The organism is Streptomyces sedi, from assembly GCF_006335015.1.
Lineage (GTDB): Bacteria > Actinomycetota > Actinomycetes > Streptomycetales > Streptomycetaceae > Streptomyces > Streptomyces sedi.
Window position 1 is genome coordinate 47,359 of the sequence record NZ_VDGT01000010.1, and the last position, 25,483, is coordinate 72,841.

At 73.6% G+C, this 25,483-nt stretch carries 24 protein-coding genes and 1 pseudogene; 7 read left to right on the plus strand and 18 right to left on the minus strand.

Going from position 1 to position 25,483, the window contains the following annotated elements; genetic code table 11:
• The first annotated feature begins 19 nt into the window (after nucleotides 1-19).
• The gene (thpD, locus tag FH715_RS14795) at nucleotides 20-919 is read left to right on the plus strand and encodes an ectoine hydroxylase (RefSeq protein ID WP_139645353.1); all 900 of its coding nucleotides are present in this window, start codon (nucleotides 20-22) and stop codon (nucleotides 917-919) included.
• Nucleotides 920-1,109: 190 nt separating this feature from the next.
• Here the strand turns inward: thpD and FH715_RS14800 are convergent, their stop codons facing one another.
• From FH715_RS14800 to FH715_RS14875, 16 genes and pseudogenes are all read right to left on the minus strand, one after another.
• Complete coding sequence (locus FH715_RS14800) at nucleotides 1,110-1,640, minus strand: cytidine/deoxycytidylate deaminase family protein (RefSeq protein WP_139645355.1); 531 nt, start codon at nucleotides 1,638-1,640, stop codon at nucleotides 1,110-1,112.
• Nucleotides 1,637-2,437, minus strand: a complete 801-nt coding sequence (locus tag FH715_RS14805) for a RibD family protein (protein ID WP_139645357.1) — start codon at nucleotides 2,435-2,437, stop codon at nucleotides 1,637-1,639. The genes FH715_RS14800 and FH715_RS14805 overlap by 4 nt, the downstream gene beginning before the upstream one ends.
• A 41-nt stretch (nucleotides 2,438-2,478) precedes the next feature.
• Nucleotides 2,479-3,723, minus strand: coding sequence for a PP2C family protein-serine/threonine phosphatase (locus FH715_RS14810; RefSeq protein WP_139645359.1), 1,245 nt, complete (start codon nucleotides 3,721-3,723; stop codon nucleotides 2,479-2,481).
• 4 nt (nucleotides 3,724-3,727) lie between these two features.
• Entirely contained in the window at nucleotides 3,728-4,771 is a 1,044-nt protein-coding gene (locus FH715_RS14815) for an ATP-binding protein (RefSeq protein WP_139645360.1), read from the minus strand.
• 7 nt (nucleotides 4,772-4,778) lie between these two features.
• Nucleotides 4,779-5,261: an ATP-binding protein gene (locus FH715_RS14820; RefSeq protein WP_425472717.1), complete on the minus strand. Its 483-nt coding sequence runs from the start codon at nucleotides 5,259-5,261 to the stop codon at nucleotides 4,779-4,781.
• The gene (locus FH715_RS14825; protein WP_246108751.1) at nucleotides 5,242-5,655 is read right to left on the minus strand and encodes an STAS domain-containing protein; all 414 of its coding nucleotides are present in this window, start codon (nucleotides 5,653-5,655) and stop codon (nucleotides 5,242-5,244) included. The genes FH715_RS14820 and FH715_RS14825 overlap by 20 nt, the downstream gene beginning before the upstream one ends.
• On the minus strand, nucleotides 5,652-6,533 hold the full coding sequence (locus FH715_RS14830; protein ID WP_139645363.1) for an STAS domain-containing protein: 882 nt from the start codon (nucleotides 6,531-6,533) through the stop codon (nucleotides 5,652-5,654). Before FH715_RS14830 ends, FH715_RS14825 begins: the two co-directional genes overlap by 4 nt.
• A gap of 462 nt (nucleotides 6,534-6,995) precedes the next feature.
• Nucleotides 6,996-7,469 (minus strand): annotated as a pseudogene (locus tag FH715_RS28585) (MarR family winged helix-turn-helix transcriptional regulator); the annotation flags it as partial.
• A 79-nt stretch (nucleotides 7,470-7,548) separates the two neighbouring features.
• Nucleotides 7,549-8,475 carry an STM4011 family radical SAM protein gene (locus FH715_RS14840; protein ID WP_139645366.1) on the minus strand — a complete coding sequence of 309 codons (927 nt, stop codon included), beginning with the start codon at nucleotides 8,473-8,475 and terminating at the stop codon, nucleotides 7,549-7,551.
• 4 nt (nucleotides 8,476-8,479) lie between these two features.
• Nucleotides 8,480-9,841, minus strand: coding sequence for an STM4012 family radical SAM protein (locus tag FH715_RS14845; RefSeq protein ID WP_139645368.1), 1,362 nt, complete (start codon nucleotides 9,839-9,841; stop codon nucleotides 8,480-8,482).
• Nucleotides 9,838-10,644 (minus strand): STM4013/SEN3800 family hydrolase, encoded by an 807-nt coding sequence (locus FH715_RS14850; RefSeq protein WP_139645651.1) that lies wholly within the window; start codon nucleotides 10,642-10,644, stop codon nucleotides 9,838-9,840. The genes FH715_RS14845 and FH715_RS14850 overlap by 4 nt, the downstream gene beginning before the upstream one ends.
• Nucleotides 10,645-10,699: 55 nt before the next feature.
• On the minus strand, nucleotides 10,700-11,875 hold the full coding sequence (locus FH715_RS14855) for an STM4014 family protein (RefSeq protein ID WP_139645370.1): 1,176 nt from the start codon (nucleotides 11,873-11,875) through the stop codon (nucleotides 10,700-10,702).
• Between the two features lie 93 nt (nucleotides 11,876-11,968).
• The gene (locus tag FH715_RS14860) at nucleotides 11,969-12,931 is read right to left on the minus strand and encodes an STM4015 family protein (protein ID WP_139645372.1); all 963 of its coding nucleotides are present in this window, start codon (nucleotides 12,929-12,931) and stop codon (nucleotides 11,969-11,971) included.
• Between the two features lie 33 nt (nucleotides 12,932-12,964).
• Complete coding sequence (locus tag FH715_RS14865) at nucleotides 12,965-13,918, minus strand: STM4015 family protein (RefSeq protein WP_139645653.1); 954 nt, start codon at nucleotides 13,916-13,918, stop codon at nucleotides 12,965-12,967.
• A gap of 93 nt (nucleotides 13,919-14,011) precedes the next feature.
• Nucleotides 14,012-14,980: an STM4015 family protein gene (locus FH715_RS14870; RefSeq protein ID WP_139645373.1), complete on the minus strand. Its 969-nt coding sequence runs from the start codon at nucleotides 14,978-14,980 to the stop codon at nucleotides 14,012-14,014.
• Nucleotides 14,981-15,070: 90 nt separating this feature from the next.
• Nucleotides 15,071-16,066 (minus strand): STM4015 family protein, encoded by a 996-nt coding sequence (locus FH715_RS14875; protein WP_139645375.1) that lies wholly within the window; start codon nucleotides 16,064-16,066, stop codon nucleotides 15,071-15,073.
• Between the two features lie 210 nt (nucleotides 16,067-16,276).
• Between FH715_RS14875 and FH715_RS14880 the strand changes: the two genes are divergently transcribed.
• Both FH715_RS14880 and FH715_RS14885 read left to right on the plus strand, forming a co-directional pair.
• A complete protein-coding gene (locus FH715_RS14880; RefSeq protein ID WP_139645378.1) occupies nucleotides 16,277-16,603 on the plus strand; it encodes a hypothetical protein in 327 nt (108 codons plus the stop codon).
• A gap of 66 nt (nucleotides 16,604-16,669) precedes the next feature.
• Nucleotides 16,670-17,680 carry a DUF6745 domain-containing protein gene (locus FH715_RS14885; RefSeq protein WP_139645380.1) on the plus strand — a complete coding sequence of 337 codons (1,011 nt, stop codon included), beginning with the start codon at nucleotides 16,670-16,672 and terminating at the stop codon, nucleotides 17,678-17,680.
• Between the two features lie 40 nt (nucleotides 17,681-17,720).
• On the opposite strand, the gene FH715_RS14890 is transcribed toward FH715_RS14885, so the two are convergent.
• Nucleotides 17,721-18,836: a glycoside hydrolase family 53 protein gene (locus FH715_RS14890; RefSeq protein ID WP_139645381.1), complete on the minus strand. Its 1,116-nt coding sequence runs from the start codon at nucleotides 18,834-18,836 to the stop codon at nucleotides 17,721-17,723.
• Between the two features lie 117 nt (nucleotides 18,837-18,953).
• Nucleotides 18,954-21,008 carry a beta-galactosidase gene (locus FH715_RS14895; RefSeq protein WP_139645383.1) on the minus strand — a complete coding sequence of 685 codons (2,055 nt, stop codon included), beginning with the start codon at nucleotides 21,006-21,008 and terminating at the stop codon, nucleotides 18,954-18,956.
• A 153-nt stretch (nucleotides 21,009-21,161) separates the two neighbouring features.
• Between FH715_RS14895 and FH715_RS14900 the strand changes: the two genes are divergently transcribed.
• The 4 genes from FH715_RS14900 to FH715_RS14915 are packed head-to-tail and all read left to right on the plus strand — an operon-like array spanning nucleotide 21,162 to nucleotide 25,289.
• A complete protein-coding gene (locus tag FH715_RS14900; protein WP_139645385.1) occupies nucleotides 21,162-22,442 on the plus strand; it encodes an extracellular solute-binding protein in 1,281 nt (426 codons plus the stop codon).
• Nucleotides 22,439-23,377: a carbohydrate ABC transporter permease gene (locus tag FH715_RS14905; protein WP_139645387.1), complete on the plus strand. Its 939-nt coding sequence runs from the start codon at nucleotides 22,439-22,441 to the stop codon at nucleotides 23,375-23,377. The genes FH715_RS14900 and FH715_RS14905 overlap by 4 nt, the downstream gene beginning before the upstream one ends.
• Nucleotides 23,374-24,261, plus strand: coding sequence for a carbohydrate ABC transporter permease (locus FH715_RS14910; protein ID WP_139645389.1), 888 nt, complete (start codon nucleotides 23,374-23,376; stop codon nucleotides 24,259-24,261). Before FH715_RS14905 ends, FH715_RS14910 begins: the two co-directional genes overlap by 4 nt.
• On the plus strand, nucleotides 24,258-25,289 hold the full coding sequence (locus FH715_RS14915; RefSeq protein WP_139645391.1) for a LacI family DNA-binding transcriptional regulator: 1,032 nt from the start codon (nucleotides 24,258-24,260) through the stop codon (nucleotides 25,287-25,289). The genes FH715_RS14910 and FH715_RS14915 overlap by 4 nt, the downstream gene beginning before the upstream one ends.
• The last annotated feature ends 194 nt before the right edge of the window (nucleotides 25,290-25,483 follow it).

The window sequence follows — 25,483 nt, forward strand, 5'->3', positions numbered from 1 at the left end:
TCGATACGAAGGGAGCACTATGACCACCGCACCCGAACGCACCGCAGACCTGTACCCGACCCGCGGGGCCACCGAGGTGGCCACCCCCCGGCAGGACCCGGTGGTGTGGTCCGAGCCGGGGACCCCGGGGCCGTTCAGCGGCGACGAGTTGGGCTCGTTCGAGCGGGACGGCTTCGCGGCCATCGACCAGCTGATCACTCCCGAAGAGGTCGCCACCTACCGAGCGGAACTCGACCGCCTGGTGACCGACCCCGGGGTGCGTGCCGACGAGCGTTCCGTCGTGGAACCCCGGTCGGGCGAGATCAGGTCGGTGTTCGAGGTGCACCGGATCAGCGACGTCTTCGCCGGTCTGGTCCGCGACCCCAGGGTCGTCGACCGGGCCCGGCAGATCCTCGGCTCGGACGTCTACGTCCACCAGAGCCGGATCAACGTCAAGCCCGGTTTCGGGGCGAGCGGCTTCTACTGGCACTCGGACTTCGAGACCTGGCACGCGGAGGACGGACTCTCCCGGATGCGGACGGTCTCGGTCTCGATCGCGCTCACCGAGAACTACGACACCAACGGTGGGCTGATGATCATGCCCGGCTCGCACCTGACCTTCCTCGGGTGCGCGGGCGAGACCCCGGAGGACAACTACAAGAAGTCCCTCCAGATGCAGGACGCCGGCATCCCGTCGGACGAGGCGCTGACCGGGTTCGCCGACCGGCACGGCATCCACCTCTTCACGGGGAAGGCCGGGTCGGCCACCTGGTTCGACTGCAACTGCATGCACGGCTCCGGCGACAACATCACGCCCTATCCGCGCAGCAACGTGTTCATCGTCTTCAACAGCGTGGAGAACACGGCGGTCGAACCGTTCGCCGCTCCGGTGCGCCGGCCGAGCTTCATCGGCGCGCGGGACTTCACCCCGGTGAGCTGAACCGGCCGGTGGTGAACCGAACCGGCCGGCGGTGAACTGACCGCGTACCCCTCGCCCCCGGTGCCTGGGGTCCGCCCAAGCGGAGGCGGGCCCTGGGTACCGGGGTTTTCCCGTGCGGGCCCTGTCGCCCTGTCGTCCTGTCGCTCTGTCGTCCTGTCGTTCAGGGAAGGTGATCGGGGGCTTACAGGGCTTACAGGGCTTCGGGGCGCGGCGGGGGCTCGGGGTCGGGGACGGTCCCGGGGTCCGAGAAGAGCGCGCGGTTGATCTCGCGTGCCTCGGCGGCGAGTTCGGGCTCCTCCAGGACGGTCACCCCGGCGGCGCGCAGCCGGTGGTCGCCGGCCGCCGTCACGAAGAGCGGGGGCTCGCGCCAGGCGTAGACGACGGTGGGGATACCGGCGGCGATGATCAGTTCCGCGCAGGTGGCGGGGCGGGAGGCGCGCTGACCGCAGGGTTCGAGGGAGCTGTAGAGAACGGCGCCGGCCAGCCGCGGGTCGTCGGGGGCGAGCTTGGCGAGGGCGGCCTCCTCCGCGTGGTCGGCGGGGTGGGTCTCGCGCGAGTAGCCCGTGGCCATCCTGGTGCCGTCGGCGGCGACGATCACCGCGCCCACCGCGAAGGCGGTCGGGCTGGGCGGGCAGCGCCGGGCCAGCTCCAGCGTCTCCCGCAGCCGGCGGCGCCGCTCCCGAGCCGTCGGCAGGCCCCCGGGTGAACGGGGCTCGTTCATACCGCCCTCCCCTCGACGGCGGACGCGCCCGCGGTCCCGTCGTCGGTCTCCTTGTCAGTCCCGTCGTCGGCCCCGTCGTCGGTCTCGTGCGCCGGGCCGGTCAGATAGCGGAGCAGGACGCACTCCCCCAGCCGGCGGGTCTCGGCCAGCCGCATCGGGTGCTCAGGGCCCTGCGGGAACGCGACCGTCCTGGTGAAGCGCGGCCGGCCCCTCTCCCCCAGCAGGAACGGCGCGACCACCAGGTGCAGTTCGTCGACGAGACCGGCGGCGAGAAACGCGGTGTGGATCTCGCCACCGCCCTCCACCATCAGCGAGCGCACCCCGCGCCCGCGCAGGTCGGCCAGGACGCGCGGCACGTCCAGCGGGTCGCCGCCGGCCACCACCGTGGCCGCGCCGCCGAGCGCGGCGACCGCGCCCGGCACCCGTTCCCCGGGGCAGTAGACCAGCCGCTCCCCACCGCCCACGGTGAACACCCGGGCCCCGGGGTCGAGCCGGCCGCTGCCGGTCAGCACCACCCGGGCCGGGTCGGCCGGCAGCCCCGCCGCCTCACGGGCGGCACGGCGTGCGGCGGAACGCACCAGCAGCCGGGGGTCGTCGGCGCGGACGGTCGCCGCCCCGACCAGGATCGCGTCCGACGCGGCCCGCACCGCGTCCACCCGGTCCAGGTCCTCGGCGCCGGAGAGCACCAGCCGGCGGTCGGTGCGGTCGTCGAGGAACCCGTCGATCGAGGTCGCGCAGGAGAGCAGCACCCGCGGGCGGGCGGCGGCGCGGTCACGCGCGGGGTCGGTGCCTTCCATCCCGCACACGGTAGCCGCCGCGGCGCCGGGCGGGCGCGGGTTCACGGAGCGGGCGGCGGCGCGGTGGCCGCCGGGGTGCGGCGGATCGCCAGGGCCAGGGTGTCGTCCGGGTGCAGGATGACCGTGTGCATCTCCTCGGCCAGCCGGCCGGGGATGTCGGCGATCGGCGCGCCCGTCACGCGGGCGGCGGCCTCGACCAGCCTGGCCTCGCCCTCCAGCGGGTTCTTCCGGCTCTCCGTCAGCCCGTCCGTGTAGAGGACCAGCAGGTCACCGGGGTCCAGCCGGGTCGTGAGCATCTCGTCGGAGCCGGCCATGGGAAAGCCGATGCCGCGCCCCTTCAGGTCGAGATAGCCGTGCTGTCCGTCCCGGCGCATCACCAGGGCCGGCGGATGGCTGCCGTTGGCCAGCGTGACCTCGCCGCTCGCCGGGTCGATCCGCACCAGCAGCAACGTGGCCATCAGCGCCGGGTCGAAGGGGTGCAGCACCTCGTCGGTGCGGGCCACCACCCGGTCCAGCCGGTGCCCCTCCAGCACCAGGGTGCGCACCGCGTGGGTCACGTTGAGCGCGGAACGGGTGCTGGTCACGCCGTGGCCGAGGGCGTCCACGACGGTGATGTGGATCGAGCCGTCCGGCAGCGTGAACCAGTCGTAGAGGTCGCCGCCGGTGGGCGCGTCGGTGCCGGCCGGCGCGTAGTGCACGGCCATCTCGACGCCCTCGACCTCGACGGGCGGCGGGCGCAGCGCGTCCTCCAGCTCCCGGAGGGTCTTGCCGTGGGCGCGGCGCAGCCGTTCGTCGCGTTCCTCCAGCTGCACATAGAGGGCCAGCACTCCGCTGTTGGTCTCGGAGAGCTCGTGCTTGAGGCGACGGTGGTCGGCGGCGAGGGCGTCGGCCCTGGCCAGCGCGTGCTGGAGCTCGTGCTCCAGCGCCTGGTCCTCGGGGTCCCGGTGCCCGGAGCGCTCCTTCCAGGTCACCGGCAGCTCCCAGCGGACGGAACCGTCGTCGTCCACCTCGGCGGGCAGCGGGAGTTCGGCCAGGTCGGGCACGGTCTCGCGGTCGGCCCAGCGGCACGCCACGGCGAGCAGCGGGGGGCGCGCGGCGGCTTGGCGCAGGGCGCTCTCCAGCGTGACGGGGCGCCCGGCGGCCAACTCCGCGCCGGCCACCGCGCTGACCGAGACGACCAGCCGGGCGCGCAGGTCGACGGGCAGGCCGTGGCGCCTGGCGATCTGCCGCACGGCCCGGCGCAGTCCGTCGAGATCGGCGAAGCGGTTGCTGTCCTTGCTGTTCATGGCCTCACGTGGGGATGGCGACGATCGCCGCGTCATCGCGGACCCGTCGGTGGCGATGGGCGAGAAACGGGGCGAGCAGGGTCGGCGGCAGCCGGGGCGGCTCCTCGGCGGGCGCCCGGTACCAGCCGGGGGCGATGCCGTCGGTGTGCAGCAGCAGGGTCTCCCCCGGCACGCGCGGCAGCCGGTGGGTGACCAGGCGCGGCAGGGTGTAGCCGACGATGCCGGGAGGTCCGGCCGGCCCGCCGTGCGGCCGTTCCAGACCGATCCGCACCAGCCGCACGTTGCCGACGGCCGCGAACTCGGCCTGCTCGGCGCCCAGTCGCAGCAGCGCGACGGCCGCGCCGCGCGAACGGCGCAGCGCGCGGTGCTGACGCGTGAGCAGCTCGGTGAGCGGCGCCGAGGGGTCCTCGTCGAAGACGGCCAGCGCGCTGTCGGCGGCCCGTTGGGCCTCGGGGCCGTGGCCCAGCGCGTCGATGACGGCGACGGTGCGGCCGTCCGGGGTCTCCCGCACGGCGAACGCGTCGCCGCAGGACGCCTCCCCTTCCCCGTCCCGGCCGGTGCTTCCCGACACGGGATCCGGCGCGTCGTGGGGGACGGCCGGCAGGCAGATCGCGCCGAGCGGACCGGGCTCCCGCGCGCCCGGCGCGGTCAGGGTGGCGCGGGCCAGGGTGCCGCGCGGATCGGAGTGGAGGGTCAGGGTGTCGGCGATCCGGCGGACCGCGCCGAGGCCGCTGCCGAGGGTGCCGGTCGTGGAGAAGCCGTCGGCGAGCGCGGCGCGCACGTCGACGATGCCGGGGCCGCGGTCGACGGCGGTCAGTTCGAGGCCGCCGCCGCGGGGCAGCGGCTGGAGGTAGAGGACGCCGTCGCGGGCGTGCTTGTCGAGGTTGGTGGCCAGCTCGCTGGCGAGGACCGCGGCCTTCTCGGGGAGCGCGCCCGGCAGTCGAAGCGTCCGCGCCAGCGCGCGGGCCTCGGTGAGGGCGAGATGAACGGCCGAGACATGGTCGACGCGCACCTGCCGGGTGACCCGGGGCAGGGAGGGGCTGGTCACCCGCGCGTCACCCGGGTGCCCAGCGGGTGACGCGGACGGTGGTACCGCCACCCGGCGGGCACTCGACGTCGAACTCGTGCATCAGGCGCCGGGCGCCGCCGAGGCCGTGGCCGAGGCCGGCGCCGGTGCTGAAGCCGTCGTCCAGCGCGGCGTCCAGGTCGGGGATGCCGGGCCCGTCGTCGCTGACGGTCAGCCGGATGCCGCGCCCGCCCTTGCGGCTGAGCTGCTCGATCACCAGGACGCCGCCTCCGCCGTGGATGTAGGCGTTGCGCACCAGTTCGCTGGCGGCGGTGACGACGCGGGTCTGGTCGACCAGGCCGAGGTCGACGGCGAGGGCGGCGGCGCGCACCGCGTGCCGCGCCTCCATCAGGTCCTCCTCGACGCGCACCGGGTGCTCGCTGCGGCTGGTCACCGGCCCCGGTGGTCCGGCGAACGGCGGCGCCTGCCGGCTGGCCAGCCGCACGGACGGCTCATCCGGCATGGTCGCCATGCCCGACCTCCTGGGAAGAAGCGGTGCGGAACCAGCCCAGGGCGGCCATTCCGCGTTCGGCGGTGAGCGCGGTCTCCACGCCGTCCAGCCGCAGCCCCAGCTCCACGAGGGTGATGGCGACGGGTGGCCGCATCCCGGCGACGATCACCCGGGTGCCCAGCAGGCGGGCGGTGGTGGTCAGTTCGCTCAGGGTGCGGGCCACGAACGAGTCGATGATCGTCAGCCGGGAGATGTCGATCAGCACGCCCTTGGCGCCCTCGGCGGTGATGCGCTCGGTCAGCTCGTCGAGGAAGGCCGTCGCCGACCGGTCGTCCAGCTCCTCCAGCAGCCCCGTGACCAGCACGTCGCCAAGCCGCAGGATCGGCACGCCGGTCGCGCGGCGCACCCCGGTCACGAGCCGCCTCCCACGCCGGCGGGCAGCGGGGCGTCGCCGGTGATCCGCAGGGCGGCGGCGAGCGCGTCGGCGAGGGTGGCGCGGGTCAGGATGGCGGAGAGGTCGACGCCGAGCTGCGCGATGGTCTGCGCGATCGGTGGTCGGATGCCGCTGATCACGCAGTCGGCGCCCATCAGCCGCACGGCGGCGACGGTCTGCATCAGATGGTGGGCCACCGAGGTGTCCACGGCGGCGACGCCGGTGATGTCGATGATGGCGACCTGCGCCTCGTCGTCCTTGATCGACTGGAGCAGGCTCTCCATCACGACCTGGGTGCGGCTGGTATCCAGGGTGCCGATCAGCGGCACGGCCAACACGTGGCGCCAGAGGCGGACGACGGGGGTGGACAGCTCCATCAGCTGTCGGCTCTGACGGCTGATGATCTCCTCGCGGGTCGCCACATACTGGTCGAACGCGAGGATCCCGCCGGCGTCCAGCACGCGGTTGAGCACCACGGCCGCCTCGAACAGCTCGGTGGCGTCGCGCGTGGAACGGCGCAGGATCTCCAGCACCACGTCCTTCAGCGCGAGGACGGCGAGCGAGATGGCCGCGGGGGTCGCGCCGCCGCGCGCGCGGCGCAGGGACAGCTCGGCCAGGGTGCGGCGCAGCTCGGCGTGTTCGCTCGCGAGCCGGGCGGTCGGCAACTCCTCGTCGGCCAGCGCGCCCCGCAGGGAGGCGACCAGCTGGTCGGCCTCGCCCCTGAGCTCGCCCTCGCCGATGCCGGCGACCAGCACGTCCTGCTCGACCTGGAGATTGATCCAGTTCTCCGCGATCTCCGCTTCGTGGTCGCGCAGAGCGCGGGCCACCCGGGCCCGCCCCGCCGACTCGATGGCACTCACATCAAACCCTCTCGTACCGCGGTCGCACCGGCGCTCCCGCCCTTCCCCCGAGGCGTCCTGGATGTCATCGACGTGTGAAAAGCCCATAGTTGCCGCTCGGCAAACTTTAGCCTTCCCGCTCTGTCGCCGTAACCCGAACGGCCGCCGTGACGCCGGTCGTTATCCCGCCGTGGCCTCGGGGGCGCCGACGCGCCCCCCGAGAGTACGCGGCCCCGGTCCGCCCCCGGCCCGGTCCCCCCAGGCGGCCGGCTCGGCGGGGGTCGGGGACGCGGGGGTCGGGGAGGCGGGGCGCCCGGCGCCCTCGCCTTCGCGGCCCGCGTGTTCCGCCGGAACGGGCGGGGCGGGCGGAACGTGTGGGGCGACGGGCGCGGGCTCTTCGACGGCGGGCACGGCCTGTCGCACGACGGCTGCGGGCTCTTCGACGGCGAGCGCGGTCCGTTCCACGGTGTGAGGGGTCCGTTCGACGGCGGCCCGGAATCCGGCGAGCCCCTCGACGAGCGCCCGCCGCGCGCCCGGCTCCATGGCGGCGACGGCCGTCTCCAACGCGCGCTTCCTGCGCCCGCGCAGCTCGGCGAGGAACGCGCGCCCGCTCGGCGTCAACGACAGCTGCAACTCGCGGCGGCTCGCCGGGCTCTGCTCGCGCTCGACGTAGCCGAGCGCCTGAAGCCGGTCGCAGAGCCTGCTCACCGAGGAGGGCGCGGCGCCCAGCACCTCGCCGAGACCGCGCAGGTTGATCCCCTCCTCGCGCTCCAGCACGTGCAGGACCCGCAGTTGGGAGGGGGAGACCGGCGCGGGGGACGCCGCGTCGCGACCGCGTTCCCACAGCACCTCCAGCAGCTCGACCAGCTCGGAGGCCGCGTGGGCTGCGTCCGGGGTGGAGCGCGGGGGCGGCGACGTCACCCTCTTACTCTGGCACCGGCGTTCGCTCCTTGTCATCACTCGGTCAACCTCCGTCATCCGGCGACAGCCCGTCGTCCACGGCGCTCATCAACCGGTGCTCGCCAACCGGCGCTGGTCAACGGGAGTCCACCGGCCGCGCCGGCGCGGGTATCAGCGGCAGCGTCCGCCGCCCCGGCACCGGGGGCGGCGCGGCGAGGGCCGCGGCGGTCGGCACGCGCTCCAGGACGCCGCCGGCGAAGGCGTCGTAGAGCGGCAGCGTCTCCAGGTGGACATAGCCGATGTGGCAGTCGCAGACGGCGAGCGGGCAGGGGCGCGGCGCGAGGGCGGCGCGGTAGGAGCCGTCGTAGAGGCCGCCCAGCTCGTCGGCGACGAAGTGGCAGCGGCGCACGGTGCCCTCGCCGTCCACCGAGACCACCGTCTCACCGGTGCGGCAGGGGCGCCCGGCGGAGCGGTGCGGGTCGCGGCTGAACGGGAAGAGCGGGTCGATCTCGGTCCACAGGGCGGCCTCGGCGTCGTCGTATCGGTGGCCTTCGGCCGCGTTGACCCACAGGTAGACGTGCGCGGGCAGCTCGGAGCGCAGCCGGCGCGCGGCTGCCAGATGCTCGGGCAGCCCGACGACGCCGACGCTGAACCTGACGCCCAGCTCGGTCAGTTCGCGGGTCCGGCCCAGGAACCGCTCGTGCGGCGTCTGCCCCGGGTGGTAGGTGCACCAGAGGGCGAGGGTCTCCCGGTCGGCGTCGGCGAGCCAGCCGGTGCGGCAGCTGAGATTGGTCTGGATCGCGACCCGCGCGACGCCGGGGGCGTGCGACAGCTCGACGAGCGCCCGCCGGTACCAGGAGCGCGTCAGCCCCTCGCCCCAGGGGGTGAAGAGCACGGAGAGCCGCTCCTCGGGGCGGGAGACGGCCCAGCCGGTGAACCGCTCCAACGCGGCCCTGTCCGCCCGCAGTTGCGCGGGGGTGTCGCGGCGCTTGGCGAACGGGCAGTAGGAGCAGTCGTAGTCGCAGGAGGCGAGCGGGCCCCGGTAGAGAACGGTCAGGTGCACGGCGTCACCTCAGCTCGTGGTCGGCCATCGCGGCGTGGACGGCCGGCGAGAAGAACGGCGGGCCGACCGCGTCGGAGTGCGCCAGCCCCTCGGGGGTCAGCCGCAGCAGCCGCCCCTCGTCCTCCTCGGCGAGCCAGCCGCGTTCGACCAACTCGGCCAGCTCGCGCGCGAAGTCCTCCTCGGGCGTGGTGCCGAACCGCTCCCGGTAGTCGACGACCGACAGCCCCGCGGCCTGGAGCAACGACTGGAGCAGATGGCGGCGGCGCGCCTCGTCGCCGTCGACGGCCCGGCCGTGGACGGCGCGGGAGAAGTCGCGGGTGGCGGTGTAGGCGTCGATGATGCCGCGCACCTCGGGCATGGCGACGGCGTAGTCGAACGCGTAGTGCAGCGAGGAGGTGTAGGAACGGGCGCCGCAGCCCAGGCCGATCATGCCGTCGGTCTGGCAGGCGTAGTCGTCCGGGCCCTGCTCGGGGGCGTCGGACCGGCGGAACATCCGCATGGAGCGCTGCTCGTAGCCGCACGCCAGCAGGTGGTCCCTGCCCTCGCGGTAGCGCGCCAGCCGCTCGCGGTCCCAGACGAGGTCGGCGTCGGGCGCCTCCCCGGTGCCGGCGGCGCCGCTCTGCCGGCCGAGGCCGGTCAACGGGCGGACATAGAGCGGGTAGAGATAGATCTCCTCGGGCCGCCAGGCGAGCGCCGCGTCCAGCGACCGGCGCCAACTGGCCGCCGTCTGCCCGTCGATGCCGTAGATGAGATCGATGTTGAGCACCGGTATCGCGGCGTCCCTGATCCGGCCCAGCGCCGCCTCGACGTCGGCCCGCCGCTGGGGCCGCACCGCCGCCCGCGCCTCGGCCTCGACGAACGTCTGCACGCCGAGGCTGAGCCGGGTGGCCCCGCGCTCGGCCAGCACCGCCAGCCGGTCGGCGGTCGCGGTCGCCGGCGACGCCTCGACGGAGAACGGGACGGCCCGCAGGTCGACGCCCATCACGCGCTCCGCGATGTCGCACAGCCGGGTCAGCTCGGCGGCCTCCAGGAAGGTCGGGGTGCCGCCGCCGAACGCCGCGTTGGCGAACCGCACCGGCGTCTCCTCGCCGAGGGCCTCCCGTACGGCGACGGCCTGCCGCTCCAGCGCGTCGAGATACCGGCCGGTCAGGCCCTCGGGGGCGCCGACCCTGGTGAAGAGGTTGCAGAAGCCGCACCGCACCTCGCAGAACGGGACGTGCGCGTAGAAGGAGAGCGCGTCGCGCGGCTCGCCCGCCCACACGGCGGCCAGCGCGGGCCGCTCGGGCAGCGGGCGGTAGGCCGTCTTGTGCGGGTAGGCGTAGACGTAGTGCTGGTAGGGGCGCACGGGCGCCGCTGTGGTGGTCATGCCGGCGGCTCCAGGAAGAAGTGGCGGTAGGGGACGGTCCACACCGTCGGGTGGCCGATGCGGTGGCCGGTGTAGCCGTCCTCCCCGTAGGCCGTGCCGTGGTCGGAGGTGACGATGGCGAAGCAGCGGCGCCGCGCGCGCATCGCGGCGAAGAGCCGGCCCACGTGGCGGTCGACGTAGCGCAGCGCCGCCGCGTGGCTGGCGCGGCTGTCGCCGCTCTCCCGCGTGGCGCCGGGGAGATGGAACCAGTTGGGCTGGTGCAGCGCCGAGACGTTGAGGAAGACGAACAGCCGCCGCTCGGGCGGCAGTCGGCCGACGACCTCCTCGACCCTGGCGACCTGCGCCTCGAAGGAGGTCGGGGAGGTCACGGAGAACTCCGGCTCCCAGTGGCTCTCGGTGAACATGCCGGGCAGCACACGGCCCAGCGCGCCCCGTTGGTTGAAGAAGCCGACGCCGCCGACGCAGAGCGTGTGGTACCCGCGTGCGGCGAGCGCGGTCGGCAGGTCCGGCGCGTCGAAGACGAAGGTGCCGTCGGCGGTGGTCTCGCTGCCGGCGAAGCGGGCGGCGAAGAGCCGGGAATGGCGCCCCGGGCGGGCCGGCGTCGGCAGGAAGCCGGCGAACATCGCCTGGTGGGAGGCGTAGGTGAAGCTGCCGGGGGCGTGCCGCTCCTCCCAGGCGCCGCCTGGGAGATGCGCCGCCAGCCCCGGCAGCTCGCCGGCGGCGGCCAACTCGGCGGCCACGTCGTAGCGGAGCGTGTCCAAGGTGAGCAGCAGCAGGTCGTCGCGGCCGACCACCTCGTTCATGTCGGGCCGCGGGCCGCCCTCGGGCCCCTCGGCGGCATCGTCGGGCCTCGGCTGCTCAGCGTGGCGCATGGTCGTTCCCCGGGTGGTGGCGGTGCGAGGCGCTGGGCGGCGCGCGGTGGACGGCGGCGACCTGGGCGCCGTAGGTGTCCAGGCCCTCGGCGCCGCTGCCGGGCAGGCCGGTCAGCCCGGGCAGCAGGTCGCCGAAGGCGTTGACCTCGCCGACCACGAACTCCCGCCAGCCGGTCAACGGCAGCAGGTCGACGCCGACGCAGAGCGTGCCGGGGAAACGGGCGGCGGCGCGCTCGCAGATCTCCAGCGCCTCCGCCCAGCTCTCCCCCGCCAGCGCGCGGACGGCCGCCAAGTCGCCTCGCTCGCCGCCGAGATGCAGGTTGGTCATCGGCAGCCGGCTCGTGCGCACCACGGCGTGGGTGGCCCGCCCGGCGACCACCACCACCCGCAGGTCGGCGACCCTCCCGCCGAGCGACGCCTTGGGCATCCAGCGCTCGACATGCAGTCCGTCGGGGGCGAGGGCGTCGACGATCCTGGCGATCGCCCGCTCGTCGCCGAGGCGCCGCACCCGCAGCGTGTTGTGCAGGGCGCCCTCCGGGGTGACCTCCACGGGCACCGTCGCCCGCACCCTGCCGTCCCGCGCGGTCTCGACGGCCAGCACGCCGGAGGCCGACGAGCCGTGCGCCGGCTTGACGAAGAACCGGGTCGTTCCCAACTCCCTCGCGGCGGCCTTCACTTCCTCCCAGCCGGCCGGCGGGCGGCCGGCGCCCGAGGTGGCCGACGGCGGCACGGGAACCCCGGCGGCGGCCAGTCGCTCGTGGCACAGGCGCTTGTCGAAGAGGACGGCCAATTCCCCGGGATCGTCCAGCCGCAGCCCGCCGCGCAGCGTGCCGACGGCGTCCATCAGCCTGCGGTACCACAGGCCCGTGGCCTCCACCCGCGTCGGCTCGTCGAGGTCCCGCAGCAGCCGGTCGACCTCGGCGTCCTCGCCCGGCGAGTCCAGCCGCACCACCTCGTCGTCGGCGAACGCGTGCCCGCCCTCGCGCAGCACCCGCGCCCACGGCACGATCCTCGGCGGCCCGCCCCCCGCGGCCTCGACGGCCCGGGCGAAGAGGCCGACCCTGCGGTTCTCCGGATTCCCCACGACCGCCCACCGGGGGGCCGGCACGGACGCGGCGCCCGCCAACCCGCGGACCCCCGCCGTGCGTTCGTACACGCTCATGCCGCCCCCCGTTCCTCGTCCGCCTGGCGCGGTATCACCCGAGTGACGGGCGATACGGATGTTCTACCAAGGACCACTGACAATCGCGGACGGCTACTCCCCCACCGCGATGAAACGCACCCAGTCCACGGCGTCTCCCGCCTCCGTCCGCACCTCGACGCCGGCCGGCTCCAACGCCTCCCGCAGCCGGGCGCGCATGGCCTCGCTCAGATAGTTGTGGGTGAGGTCGAGCCGCCTCAGATGCGTCAACGGCTGGCCGCCCAGCAGCGCGGCGGCACCCTGGTCCGTCAACAGCCCCATCGACAGGTCCAACTCCTCAAGGCCCGCCACCACGGGAGCCGACGCCAGGGCGGCACATATCTCGTCCGGAATCTGGCTGTTGCACAGCCCCAGACGCCGCAACGCCGGCAGCCGCTCACCCGACAGGATCGGCGCCAGATCCTCCACCGACGCGTCCCCGCCGCAACTCGCCTCCCCCAACCACAACTCCAGCTGAGTCAACGCCGGGAACTCCGACTCCCCCACCCCCCGGACCACGGCGGCCGGCAGCCCCGCGCTCTCCACCGCCAACCGCCTCAACCGCTCGTGCCGCAACGGCGCGAACTCCAGCTCCTCGCCGCTGCGGAACGCCAGCTCCTCCAACGCGGGGAAGGCGGCCAGCAGTTCACTGATCCGCCCGTGAGTGATCCAGGTCGGTCCCGGCGCCTCCGGGATGTCCCCGACGAAGAGGGCGCGCAGCGAGGGCAGTCGCTCCCGCGCCACGACGACCGCTTCGAGGAACTCGGTCGACGGGGTGTCGTAGTAGCTGTCCCAGGTACCCACGACCAACGCCCGCACCCGGGCGGCGTCGACCGTGGCGAGAAAGCGCGCGAACTCCTCCCCCCACAGTTCCTCCCAGACCGTCTCCCTACTGGCCACGACACCGACCCGCCATGCCACCGCGCCGGCCTCCGGCAGCGATGCCCGCTCGACCGCACCCTCCGAAGCCCTCGGGTGGTCGACGACCGGCAGCCCGTGGAACTCCGCCAGCGACAGCCGCGCGTTCTCGCCGCTCATGCTTCCCACCGCCCCTACTCGATCGTGCCCGCGCTACTCGCCCACGGCTACGAAACGCCTGTTCCCAGGCTGCTCGGCGCTGCCCGGTTCCACGTTCACCTCGACACCCGCCGGCTCCAGCGCCTCCCGCAACCGGGCGCGCATGGCCTCGCTCAGATAGTTGTGCGACAGATCCAACCGCCGCAGATGCGTCAGCGAGCGGCCGTCCAACAGCGCCGCTGCCCCCTCGTCCGTCAACACCCCCATCGAAAGGTCCAACACCTCCAGCCCGGTCACCACCGGAGCCGACGCCACCGCCGCGCACACCTCGTCCTGGATCTCGCTGTTGCACAGCCCGAGGTAGGTGAGGGCCGGCAGCCGCTCGCCCGACAGGATCGGCGCGAGATCCTCCACCGACGCGTCCCCGCCCCACTCCGACGGCCCCAGCCACAGTTCGAGATGGGCCAACCCCGGAAACTCGCAGGCCGCCACCCCCCGCACCGCCTCCGCCGGCAACCCGGCGGTCTCGACCACCAACTCCCGCAGCCGCTCCTGTCTGAGGGGCGCGAACTCCAGACCTATGCCGCCGCGCACCCGCAGCTCCTCCACCGCGGGAAACGCCTCCAACAGGTCGGTCGCCCGTCCCTGCTTGATCCACGAGACCTCTGACTCGTCACGCACGATGTCCCCGAGGAACAGCGCCCGCAGCGAGGGCAGTCGATCACGCGCCCCCACGAGCGCCGCCAAAACCTCGTCCGGCCCCATCTCGTAGGGCTCCCACCAGGTGCCGATCACCAACGCCCGGACGCGCGCGGCATCCACCGTGTCGAGAAACCGGGCGAACGCCTCCTCCCACTGCTCTTCCGGCTCCCAGACGTCGACGCCGATCCGCCACGCCACCGCGTCAGCCGCAGGCAACGACGCCCTCTCGACCGGCCCCTCCCCGAGCCCCGGAAACTCGAAGACCGGCAGCCCGTGGAACTCCTCCGCGTGCTCCCCGACGTTCACCACGATCAAGGCCCCTGTTCCTCCGTTGTGCGGTATCCCCGGGTGACAGGCGATACACGTGCTCCGCCAAGCCTCATCAACATGCGCGGACGGCTACTCCCCCACCGCCACATAGCGCCACATCGTGCCGTCCGCCTCCTCTTCCTCCTCCGCGTCGTCCGGGTCCAGGTGGAGAACGACGTCCGCCGGGGCCAGGGTCTCCGTCAGGCGGGTGCGCATGGCGTCGCTCAGATAGTTGTGGGAGAGGTCCAACTCCCTCAGATGCGTGAGGGGTTGGCCGCTGAGGAGCGCGGCGGCGCCGTCGTCGGTGAGGATGCCCATCGACAGGTCCAGCGCCTCCAGGCGCGCCACCACCGGCGCCGAGGCCACGGCCGCGCACACCTCGTCCTGGATCTCGCTGTTGCACAGCCCGAGGTGGGTCAACGACGGCAGCCGCTCGCCCGACAGGATCGGCGCCAGGTCGTCCACCGACGCGTCACCGCCGTAGTCCGGCGTCCCCAGCCACAGTTCGAGATAGGCCAGCGCGGGGAACTCGCCGCCGGCCACGCCCCGTACGGCGGACGCCGGCATCCCGCCGGTCTCGACGACCAGCTTCCGCAGCCCCGCGTGCTTGACCTCCTCGAACTCCAGGGCGGTGCCGCCCCTGACCCACAGCTCCTCCAACTCGGGGAAGGCGACGAGCAGATCGGTCACCCGACCCTGGTAGATCCAGGAGATCTCCGCCTCCTCCATCACGATGTCCCCCACGAACACCGCGCGCAGCGAGGTCAGCCGGTCCCGCGCCCCCGCGATCGCCGCCAGCACCCCCGTCGCGTAGTTCTCGTAGGATTCGCCCCAGGAGCCGACCACCAGCGCCCGCACCCCGCTCGGGTCGACCGCGTCGAGGAAGCGGGCGAACATGTCCTCCCACGGCTCCTCCGGGTCGTAGGCCCCGACGTCGATCCGCCAGGCGGCGGCGTCGGCCGCCGGCAGCGCTGACCGGTCCACCGGCCCACCCGAGAGCTTCGGAAACTCGCAGACCGGCAACCCGTGGAACTCTTCCTGGTGTCCGTGAATGGTCATGCCGCGCCCGCTCCTCGTTGTTGTGTGGGCTCGCCCGGGTGCCGGGCGATACGCATGTTCTACCAAGCCCCGCTGACAATCCGACGCCGGCTACTCCCCCACCGCGACGAAACGCCAGTCGGCATAGCGCCGGGCGTCCCGCGCCTCCAGGTCGAGTGCGACTCCGGCCGGCTCCAACGCCTCCCGCAGCCGGGCGCGCATCTCCTCGCTCAGATAGTTGTGCGAAACGTCCAACCGCCGCAGATGCGTGAGCGGTTGGCCGCTGAGCAGCGCGGAAGCCCCCTCGTCCGTCAACACCCCCATCGACAGGTCCAACACCTCCAGCCGCGCCACCACCGGAGCCGACGCCACGGCCGCGCAGACCTCGTCCTGGATCTCACTGTTGCGCAGCGCCAGATGCTTCAACGCCGGCAGCCGCTCACCCGACAGGATCGGCGCCAGATCCTCCATCGACGCGTCCCCGCCGTAGTGCGGCGTCCCCAGCCACAGTTCGAGATGGGCCAACGCGGGGAAGTCACTCGCGGCCACACCCCGCACCGCCTCGGGCGGCATCCCGCCGGTCTCGACGACCAGCTTCCGCAATCCGCCGTGCTCGACCGGCTCGAACCTCAGCTTCGAGCCGCCCCGCGCCCCCAGCTCCTCCAACGCGGGGAAGGCGACCAGCAGATCGCTCACCCGCCCCTGCTGGATCCAGGAGATCTCCGCCTCGTCCGCCACGATGTCCCCGACGAACACCGCGCGCAGCGCGACCAACCGGTCGCGCGCCTTGATGATCGCCGCCATCGGCTCACCCGCGTCGCTCTCGTAGAGGTCGCCCCACACGCCCACGAGCAACGCGCGCACGGCGCCCGCGTCCACCGCGCCCAGGAAACGGGCGAACTGCTTGGGCCACTCCTCCCACTCCGCCCACTCCTCGGGGTCGTCCGGCAGCCTCACCGACTCGCCGAAGGGGTCCACCCGGAGCCGCCACGCCACCGCGTCGGCCGCCGGCAGCGAGGCCGGGGCCATCGGTCCGCCGTTCAGAACATCCGGATAGTCGGATACCGACAGTCCGTGGAACTCTTCCATGTGCTGGTAGATGGCCATGTCGCGCGCCCTCGCCTCAGGTGTGGCCGCCCCCGCCCCGTGCGGGGACTGACAGGGGCGTTCTATCAACACCTACTGACAGTGAGGGAGTTCGCCCCGGACGGCGGCGGTGGGGCGGAGGCGTTGTCAGTGGCACCGCCTACTGTTCGTCACCAAGGTCATCGGGACGCCGGAGAGGCGGCCCGGACGGGGAACGGAAGAGGTGTGTCCATGTATCGACAGGGAGACGTGCTGATCGTGCCGTTGGCCGAGGAGGCGGTGCCGGAGGCGGCACGCGAGGCGGAGTCGGAGGCGCGGGACGGGCGCGGGCGGCTGGTGCTCGCGCTCGGCGAGGCGACGGGCCACGCGCACGCGGTGGTGGGTCCCGGCAGGCTGATACGGCAGGCGGAGCCGGCGCGGCCCGCGTGGTTGCACGTGCCGGAGGGCGCGCGCCTGGTGCACGAGGAGCACGACGCGATCTCGCTGCCGCGCGGCTGGTACAGCGTGGTGCGGCAGCGGGAGTACGCGCCGGGCGCGGTGCGGTTGGTCGCCGACTAGGGCCTGTCCGGCCAGCGGCCGGGGCGTTCGAGAAGCGTGTGTGAGACGAGACGACGGAGCGACGGGATGAGCGAGCGGATGGACTGGCGGGCGGCGGCGTTGACCACGGGACCGAGCGAGCGGGAGGTGGCCGAGGAGGGGGTCCGGCTGGCCTACCGGCGGGCGGGGTTGGCGGAGCCGCAGTCGGTGGAGTGGGTGGCCTCCCCGCTGGCGGCGGCGCGGCTGCTCTCCTCGGCCGGGGGCGCGGAGCGTGGGCCGAGCGTGCGGAGCACGGTGCGCGACCAGCCGATCGCGGAGGAACGCGCGGCGGTGCACGCGGAGTTGGGTCCGCTCGGCTGGGGCGAGCGCTGGCGGGCCACGGGGGCGGAGTTGTGGACGCTGACGGCTCCGCTGGTGGAGCGGGTGCGGACCGCGGTGGTCTCGGAGTTGGCGCCCGCGCGGGAGGAGGAGCCGGCGCTGCGGGTGCTGATGCTGGATGCGGTGCTCGGCTCCCACGAGGCGCCGTGGCTGGCGGCGCTCCGGCCCGGCCGGGCCAGCGGGCTGGACGGCCTGGCGGCGGTCGCGGGCGCCGCCGGCTGGTGGTGGCCGTACGAGCGGCGGGTCGTGCTGAGCGAGCGGCCGACGGAGATACATCTCGACGAGCTGGGGCGGCTGCATCGGATGGACGGGCCCGCGATGGTCTTCCCCGACGGGTTCGCGCTGCACGCCTTCCGGGGGATGCCGGTGCCGGCGGGCTTCCTCGAAGAGCTGGAGTCGCTGACGCCCCAGCGGATCACGGACGAGGAGAACGCGGAGCTGCGCCGCGTGATGTTCGAGCACTACGGCTACGACCGCTATCTGCGGGAGACCGGCGCCACGCCCGTCGACCGGGACGAGACGGGCGTGCTGTGGCGGATCGAGCAGTTGGACGACGAGAACATCGTGATCGTCGAGGTGGTCAACTCCACGCCCGAGCCGGACGGCACCCGTCGCACCTACTGGCTCCGGGTGCCGCCCAGGACCCGGACGGCGCGGGAGGCGGTGGCCTGGACGTTCGGGCTGGACGCGGAGAGCTATGCACCCTCTCGGCAGACCTGAGGCCGAGGCGCCGCCACCGCCCGGCGCGGCGCCGGGCCGGCTACCAGCCGGCGGCGGGGAGCACGGTGCCGTCGTAGTCGAAGACGGCCTGGTTCTCCCAGGCGTTGCCGGAGGAGGGGTCGGCGGGGTCCCAGCCGTTGCCGGGCACCGCGGTCCAGGCGGGTTCCCAGTAGTAGACGCCGAGGCCCCGGCCGCCGGGGACGCCGGCGACCACGGAGGCGATGTCCCGGACCCAGCGCCGTTGGCCCTCGGGGGTGGCCGGGTAGCCGGAGACCAGCTGGGACTCCTCGCCGATGATGTCGGCGTGGCCGTCGTCGCTGCCGAGGGTGAACGGGTAGGCCGTCTCGACGACGACCACGTCCCGGTCGTAACGGGCCACCAGGTCACGCAGGTTGGCGTCCAGCTCCGGCAGCGTGCCGTGCCAGTAGCCGTAGAAGGAGAGCGCGATCACCTCGAACGGCACCGCGCGGGCGGTGATGTGGTCGAACCACCAGCGGAAGAGCGCGTTGTCACCGCCCTCCGCGAGGTGCAGCGCCCTGCGGGTGCCCGGCGACGCCTCGGCCGCGGCCTCGGCGGCGACGGTGAGCAGCGACGCCAGCCGGTCGAAGTCGTCGGTGGAGCCGTCGGGCCAGAGCATTCCGGCGTTGATCTCGTTGCCGAGCTGGACCATGGCCGCCGGGGTGCCCTGGGCGACCAGCGCGCCCAGCACCTCGGAGGTGTGCGCGGCGACGGCCCGGTCGAGGCCGGCGGCGTCCAGACCTTCCCAGGCGGCTGGCTTGTGCTGCTGGCCCGGGTCGGCCCAGCTGTCGGAGTAGTGGAAGTCGACCAGCGTCTCCATCCCCAACGCCGATGCGCGCCGGGCGAGTTCGCAGATCCGGGCGGTGTCGTGGTAGCCGTCCGGAGAGTCGACCCAGACCTTGAGCCGGACCCGGTTGGCGCCGTTCTCGGCGAGGATGGTCAGCGCGTCGGCGGTGGAGCCGTCGGCGCGGCGGAAGACCGCGCCCAGGTCCTCCGCCTTGGGCAGCGAGGAGACGTCGATCCCTCGGATCGGTCCGTCGGCGGCGTGGGCCGGGCCGCCGGAGAGCAGCGGCCAGGCCATCGGCGCGGCCAGGGCGAGGCCCGCTCCGCGGAGCAGGGTTCTTCTGCTGGTGCTCATGAGGAACTCCCTCTGTCGGGCACGGCACGCGCGTCGTCGGGGTCGCGCGTGTGCGTGCTTTCGCGTCGTACCGGTCGTTCGGTCATCGCGGTCCAGCCCCGGCCCACGCCGACGTGTTCAGCCGTCCAGGCGCACCACCCGCACCCCGCCGGCCGGGACGGTGAGCTTGCCGCTGATCCGCTCTCCGGTCAGCAGCTCCTCGCCGGAGTCCGCGCCGGAACGGGAGCCGGCGGCGCCGGACAGCGGCAGCGTCGCCTCCGCGTCGCGGTGGTTGATCGCGAACAGGTAGTCGCCGCGCTCGCCCCGCCGGCGCACCAGCTCCAGGTCGTGCGGCAGCTCGTCGCGCTCGGGCAGCCCGGCGTCGGCCGCGGCCCGCGCCAGCACGGCGTCGATGTCGGCGCGCCCGAGGCGCGCGGAGACATACCAGGCCGCGCCCTCACCCAGCGCGTGCCGGGTCACCGCGGCACCGCCGGCGGCCGGCCCGTCCGCGTACTCCCACACCGACTCGGCGCCCCGGAGCACCACGGTCTCCGCCCAGGTGTCGGCGGCGAGTTCGGGCCCGCCGCCGGGCGCGGTCAGCCGCACCTCGCGCCCGGCGTGCAGCGGCTGGAACTCCTCGACGGTCAGTCCCAGCACCTCGCGCAGCGCGCCCGGGTGCGGCCCGGGGTGCACGGCGTCGTGCGTGTCGACGATCCCGGAGAAGTAGGAGACCAGCAGCGTCCCGCCGCCCTCCACGTAGGCGCGCAGCCGCTCGCCGGTGCCCTCGGTCGCCAGGTAGAGCGCCGGGACCACGACCAGCGGGTAGCGGTCCAGCTCGTCGGCGTCCGGCGCCACGAAGTCGACGGTCAGATGCCGGTCGAACAGCACCGCGTAGTACGCCTCGGCGCGTTCCCGCGTGTCCAGCTCCTCGCTGGGCCGCCACTCCAGCTTCTGCGCCCACCAGGACTGCCAGTCCCAGACGACCGCCACGTCGGCGACCGTGCGGCTGTCCTTCAGCTCGGCGAGGCGGCCGATGTCGGCGCCGAGCTGGACGACCTCGCGCCAGACGCGGCTGTCCGTGCCGGCGTGCGGCAGCATCGCCGAGTGGTACTTCTCGGCGCCCGAGCGCGAGGCCCGCCACTGGAAGAACATGGCGCCCTCGGAGCCGCGCGCCACGTGCGCCAGGCTGTTGCGGGCCATCTCCCCCGGGCGCTTGGCGATGCCGCGCCGCTGCCAGTTGACGCCGCTCGTCGAGTGCTCCAGCAGCAGCCAGGGCCGGCCCTCGCCGACGGCGCGGCTGAGGTCGGCGGCCATGGAGAGGTTGATGTGGTTCCGGTCCTCCTCGGCGACCAGGTAGTGGTCGTTGGTGACCAGGTCCACCTCGCGGCCCCAGGCCCAGTAGTCGATCGTGTCGCACTGGGTCGGCGAGACCATGAAGTTGGTGGTCACCGGGACTCCGGGGGACAGCTGGTGGAGCAGGTCGCGCTCGTGCTGGAAGTTCGCCAGGGCGCTGTCGCTGGCGAAGCGCGCGAAGTCGAGGCGCTGCGCCGGGTTGGCCACGGTCGGGGTGAGCCGCGGCGGCTGGATCTCGTCCCACTCGCCGTAGATCTGGCCCCAGAACGCCGTGCCCCAGGCCGTGTTGACCGCGTCCAGGTCGCCGTACCTGTCGGCCAGCCAGCGCCTGAAGTGCGCGGCCGAGACGTCGCAGTAGCACTCCAGCACGGGCACGCCGTACTCGTTGTGTACGTGCCACATGGCGAGCGCCGGGTGGTCGCCGTAGCGTTCGCCGAGCGCCGTGGTGACGCGGGTGATCGCCTCGCGGTAGGCGGGCGAGCTGTGGCAGATCGCGCCGCGCGAGCCGAAGGCCCAGCGGGTGCCGTCCCTGCTTACCGGCAGCGCCTCGGGGTGCTCGCGGTAGAACCAGGCGGGCGGCACGACCGTGGGCGTCGCCAGGTCGATCCTGATGCCGCCCTCGTCCAGCAGCGCGATCACCCGGTCCAGCCAGCCGAAGTCGAACTCGCCCCGGCGGGGCTCGATCCGGGCCCAGCTGAAGATGCCGAGGCTGACCAGGTTGACGCCGGCCTCCCGCATCAGCGCGACGTCCTCGCGCCACACCTCCTCCGGCCACTGCTCCGGGTTGTAGTCGCCGCCGAAGGCGAGTCGGCCCAGCCCCCTGGGGGTGGCGTGCGGCATGAGTACCTCTCCCGATCCATGTGAACGTGCACAGCCTGTCGCACTGCGCTTCTCCAAGAAACCTCAATCACTAACGGTTGACAAGAGCGTGAAACATTTCTTCACTGTGCACGTTCACAGAATCAGCCACAGAGCCACAGTCCGGGAGGGCCCATGCGCCACCGCGCGTTCGCCATCGGCGCCGCGACGCTGCTGGCGGTCACCACGCTCGGGGGCTGCGGCTCCTCGGACGACGGGACCGTCCGCCTCACCTACTGGGCGTGGGCGCCCGGGATGGAGGAGGTCGTCGCGCTCTGGAACGAGGCCAACCCCGACATCCAGGTCACGGTCAAGAAGCAGGCCAGCGGCGACGAACTGGTCACCAAGACGGTGACCGCCGCCCAGGCCGGCACCGCGCCCGACCTGGTCCAGGCCGAGTACCAGGCGCTGCCGACCCTCGCCAGCAACAACGTCACCGCCGACATCCGCGCGGAGGTCGCCGACGTCGAGGAACGTTTCACCCCCGCCGTCTGGCAGCAGGTCACCCTCGGCACCGACGCGGTCTACGCGCTGCCCCAGGACTCGGGGCCGCTGCTGTTCTTCTACCGGGCCGACCTGTTCGAGGAGTTCGGCCTGGACGTGCCGACGACCTGGGACGAGTTCGCCGACACCGCGCGCGAGCTGAACGAGGTCGCGCCCGACCGCGACCTGACCACGTTCTCCGCCAACGACGCCGGCCTCTTCGCGGGCCTGGCGCAGCAGGCCGGCGCCCAGTGGTGGACCACGGAGACGGACCGCTGGCGGGTGGCGATCGACGACGAGGCGGGGCGGAGGGTGAGCGCCTTCTGGGAGGAGCTGGTGGCCGAGGAGCTGGTCGACAACCAGCCGATGTACACGCCCGCCTGGAACCAGGCGCTCAACGAGGGCCGGCAGATCGCCTGGATCGCCGGCGTCTGGGCGCCCGGCACGCTGGCCACCGCCGCCCCCGACACCGAGGGCCGCTGGGCGGCGGCGCCGCTGCCGCAGTGGGAGGCGGGCGAGAACGCGACCGGCAGCTGGGGCGGCTCCAGCACCGCCGTGACCACGGACACCGACCATCTGCCCGAGGCCGCCGAGTTCGCGACCTGGCTGAACACCGACCCCGAGGCGCTCACCGCGCTCGTCCAGCAGGGCGGCATCTACCCGGCGGCCACCGACGCCCGCACCGGAGGGGCGCTGGCGGAGCCGCCGCCGTTCTTCGCCAACCAGCCCGACTTCTACGAGACGGTCGCCGAGGTGGCCGAGGGCGCGGCGCCCGCCGCCTGGGGCCCCAACGTCACCGTCGCCTACAGCGCGTTCAACAACGCCTTCGGCTCGGCGGCCGGCCGCCGGGCCGGATTCGAGGAGGCCCTGGCCGTGATGCAGCGGACCACGTTCGACGACATGGACCGGCTCGGCTTCGAGGTGGTCCAGTGAGCGCCCCCGACCGCCCCCGCCGCCGGCGCGGCGCCTCGGTCCGCTCGGCGCCCTACGGGTTCCTCGCGCCGACCGCCGTGCTCTTTCTGCTGTTCTTCGCGCTGCCGATCGGCTACGCGCTCTATCTCAGCGTGCGGAAGGTCCAGATCAAGGGCCTCGGCCTCGGCCCCGACGGCCGCGAGGAGGTGTGGGCCGGGCTGGCCAACTACCGCGGGGCGCTGACCGACTCGGAGCTGCTGGACGGCGCGCTGCGGGTGCTCGGCTACGGCGCGATCGTGGTGCCGGTGATGCTGGGCCTGGCGCTGTTCTTCGCGCTGCTGCTGGACGACGAGCAGGTGCGGGGGCGGCGGTTCGGCCGGTTGACGATCTTCCTGCCGTACGCCGTTCCCGGGGTGATCGCCGCGCTGCTGTGGGGCTTCCTGTATCTGCCGTCGGTCAGCCCCGTCACGGACGCGCTGGAGACGCTGGGGCTGCCGGCGCCGGACTTCCTGACGGGGCCGGCGCTCTACGGCTCGCTGGCGAACATCGCGATCTGGGGCGGCACCGGTTTCAACATGATCGTGATCTACACCGCGCTGCGCGCCCTCCCCGTGGAGGTGCGGGAGGCGGCGCGGCTGGACGGCTGCACGCCGTTGCAGACGGCGCTGCGGGTCAAGATCCCGATGGTGCTGCCCTCGCTGGTGCTCACCTTCTTCTTCTCGATCATCGCCACCCTCCAGGTCTTCAACGAGCCGACGACACTGCGGCCGTTGACCAACAACCTGTCCACGACGTGGTCCCCGCTGATGAAGGTCTACCAGGACGCGTTCACCGGCGGCGACATCCACTCGGCCGCCGCGACGGCCGTGGTGATCGCGCTGGTCACGCTCGTGCTGTCGTTCGGCTTCCTGCGGCTGGCCACCGCCCGCACCCGCCGCGAGGAGAACGCCCGATGAGCGCCACGACGAGCGCAGCGCCCACCCCGCGCGCGACGAACGCCCCCGGCCGCCCGCGCCGTGTCGCGCTGCTGCCGACGGCCGCGCTCCTGCTGGGCGCGCTGTACTGCCTGCTGCCGGTGGCGTGGGTCGTGGTCGCGGCGACCAAGAGCGGCGACGAGCTGTTCTCCACGTTCACCTTCGCGCCCGGCGGCGGGCTGCTGGAGAACGTCTCCGACCTGCACGGCTACCGGGACGGGATCTACTGGAAGTGGATGGCCAACTCCGCGCTCTACGCGGGCGTCGGCGCGCTGCTGTCCTGCGCGGTCTCGGCGCTGGCCGGGTACGCGCTGGCGATCTACCGCTTCCCGGGTCGGGAGTCGGTCTTCAACGTGCTGCTGGCGGGCGTGCTGATGCCGCCGGTGATCCTGGCGGTGCCGCAGTATCTGCTGCTCGCGGAGGCCGATCTGACCGACAGTCGGCTGGCGGTGCTGCTGCCGGTGCTGCTCTCCCCGTACGGGATCTATCTGGCACGGATCTACGCGGCGGCCTCGGTGCCGGCCGACGTGGTGGAGGCGGCGCGGATGGACGGTTCGGGCGAGTGGCGGATCTTCCGGTCGATCGCGGTGCCCATGATGCGGCCGGGGCTGGTCACGATCTTCCTCTTCCAGTTCGTGGCGATCTGGAACAACTTCCTGCTGCCGTACATCATGCTGAGCGACGACGAGAAGTTCCCGTTGACGCTGGGCCTGTTCACGCTGCTGAACCAGGGGTCGAACACCCCGGCCCTCTACACGCTGGTGATCACGGGCGCGCTGCTGGCGGTGCTGCCGCTGATCGCGCTGTTCCTGGTGATCCAGCGCTTCTGGAGTCTGGACCTGCTGTCGGGGGCCGTAAAGTCTTGACCATGAACAACCCGGCGCGGCGCCAGCGGCCCACGATCCACGACGTCGCCCGGGTGGCCGGCGTCTCGCGCGGCACGGTGTCGCGGGTGCTCAACGGCGGCCACCACGTCAGCCCGGCCGCCGCCGAGGCGGTCAACGCCGCGATCCGCAGGACGGGTTACGTGGTGAACCGGCACGCCCGTTCGCTGATCACGGGGCGTTCGGGGTCGGCGGCGTTCCTGCTGACCGAGCCGCAGGAGCGGTTCTTCGAGGACCCCAACTTCAACGTGCTGCTGCGGGGTTGCACCCAGGCGCTGGCCGCGCACGACATTCCGCTGCTGCTGATGATCGCGGGCTCGCGGGACGAGCAGCGGCGGATCGTCCGCTATGTCACGGCCGGGCACGTCGACGGGGTGCTGCTGGTCTCCAGCCGCACCGGCGACCCGGTGGCCGCGCAGTTGGCGCGGGCCGGCACCCCGGTGGTGGCCTGCGGCAAGCCGATGGATCCGCGCGCGGGCCGGCTGGCCCATGTCGCGGCCGACGACCGGGAGGGGGCGCGGGAGATGGTGCGCCATCTGCTGTCCGCCGGCCGGCGCCGGATCGCCACCATCGCCGGGCCGCAGGACACCCCGGGCGGCGTCGACCGGCTGGCCGGGTACCGGGAGGTGCTGGCGGAGGCCGGGCTGCCGTTCCAGGAGACTTTGGTGGAGACCGGCGACTACGGCAGGGCCGGCGGACGGGCCTGCGCCGAGCGGCTGTTGGCGCGCCACCCGGACGTGGACGCGCTCTTCGTCGCCTCGGACCTGATGGCGCGCGGCGCGTTGGAGGCGCTGGGCGACGCGGGGCGTTCGGTGCCGGACGACGTGGCGGTCGGCGGCTTCGACGACTCGTCCGCCGCGCTGGCCTCGGCCCCCGCGCTGACCACGGTGCGCCAGCCGTGGGACCGCATCAGCCAGGAGATGGTGCGGGTGCTGCTGGACCGGATCGCGGGCGAGGACACCTCGGCGGTGATCCTGCCGACGGAGCTGGTGGTGCGGGAGACCGGCTGAACCGCGCCCGGTCGACGCCCGGCCCGGCCCGCGCGAGCGACGGGCCGTCGCCGTCCCGGGTGAGGTGCGCCCGGTGGTGAGGCGTCCCGGAGGCGTGCGTGCGCGAGGCGGCCGGAGGCCGTATGTGCCCGTCCGCGGCCGGGCTTTCGGCCGACGGTCGCGAGCGTGCGTGCCGGGGCGGCGAGCGGAACGAG

Excerpts from the sequence above, each read along its gene's own strand:
- thpD (WP_139645353.1), top strand. The coding sequence starts at position 20 with ATGACCACCGCACCCGAACGCACCGCAGACCTGTACCCGACCCGCGGG.
- FH715_RS14800 (WP_139645355.1), bottom strand. The coding sequence starts at position 1,640 with ATGAACGAGCCCCGTTCACCCGGGGGCCTGCCGACGGCTCGGGAGCGG.
- FH715_RS14805 (WP_139645357.1), bottom strand. The coding sequence starts at position 2,437 with ATGGAAGGCACCGACCCCGCGCGTGACCGCGCCGCCGCCCGCCCGCGG.
- FH715_RS14810 (WP_139645359.1), bottom strand. The coding sequence starts at position 3,723 with ATGAACAGCAAGGACAGCAACCGCTTCGCCGATCTCGACGGACTGCGC.
- FH715_RS14820 (WP_425472717.1), bottom strand. The coding sequence starts at position 5,261 with ATGGCGACCATGCCGGATGAGCCGTCCGTGCGGCTGGCCAGCCGGCAG.
- FH715_RS14845 (WP_139645368.1), bottom strand. The coding sequence starts at position 9,841 with ATGACCACCACAGCGGCGCCCGTGCGCCCCTACCAGCACTACGTCTAC.
- FH715_RS14850 (WP_139645651.1), bottom strand. The coding sequence starts at position 10,644 with ATGAACGAGGTGGTCGGCCGCGACGACCTGCTGCTGCTCACCTTGGAC.
- FH715_RS14855 (WP_139645370.1), bottom strand. The coding sequence starts at position 11,875 with ATGAGCGTGTACGAACGCACGGCGGGGGTCCGCGGGTTGGCGGGCGCC.
- FH715_RS14860 (WP_139645372.1), bottom strand. The coding sequence starts at position 12,931 with ATGAGCGGCGAGAACGCGCGGCTGTCGCTGGCGGAGTTCCACGGGCTG.
- FH715_RS14870 (WP_139645373.1), bottom strand. The coding sequence starts at position 14,980 with ATGACCATTCACGGACACCAGGAAGAGTTCCACGGGTTGCCGGTCTGC.
- FH715_RS14875 (WP_139645375.1), bottom strand. The coding sequence starts at position 16,066 with ATGGCCATCTACCAGCACATGGAAGAGTTCCACGGACTGTCGGTATCC.
- FH715_RS14880 (WP_139645378.1), top strand. The coding sequence starts at position 16,277 with ATGTATCGACAGGGAGACGTGCTGATCGTGCCGTTGGCCGAGGAGGCG.
- FH715_RS14885 (WP_139645380.1), top strand. The coding sequence starts at position 16,670 with ATGAGCGAGCGGATGGACTGGCGGGCGGCGGCGTTGACCACGGGACCG.
- FH715_RS14890 (WP_139645381.1), bottom strand. The coding sequence starts at position 18,836 with ATGAGCACCAGCAGAAGAACCCTGCTCCGCGGAGCGGGCCTCGCCCTG.
- FH715_RS14895 (WP_139645383.1), bottom strand. The coding sequence starts at position 21,008 with ATGCCGCACGCCACCCCCAGGGGGCTGGGCCGACTCGCCTTCGGCGGC.
- FH715_RS14900 (WP_139645385.1), top strand. The coding sequence starts at position 21,162 with ATGCGCCACCGCGCGTTCGCCATCGGCGCCGCGACGCTGCTGGCGGTC.
- FH715_RS14910 (WP_139645389.1), top strand. The coding sequence starts at position 23,374 with ATGAGCGCCACGACGAGCGCAGCGCCCACCCCGCGCGCGACGAACGCC.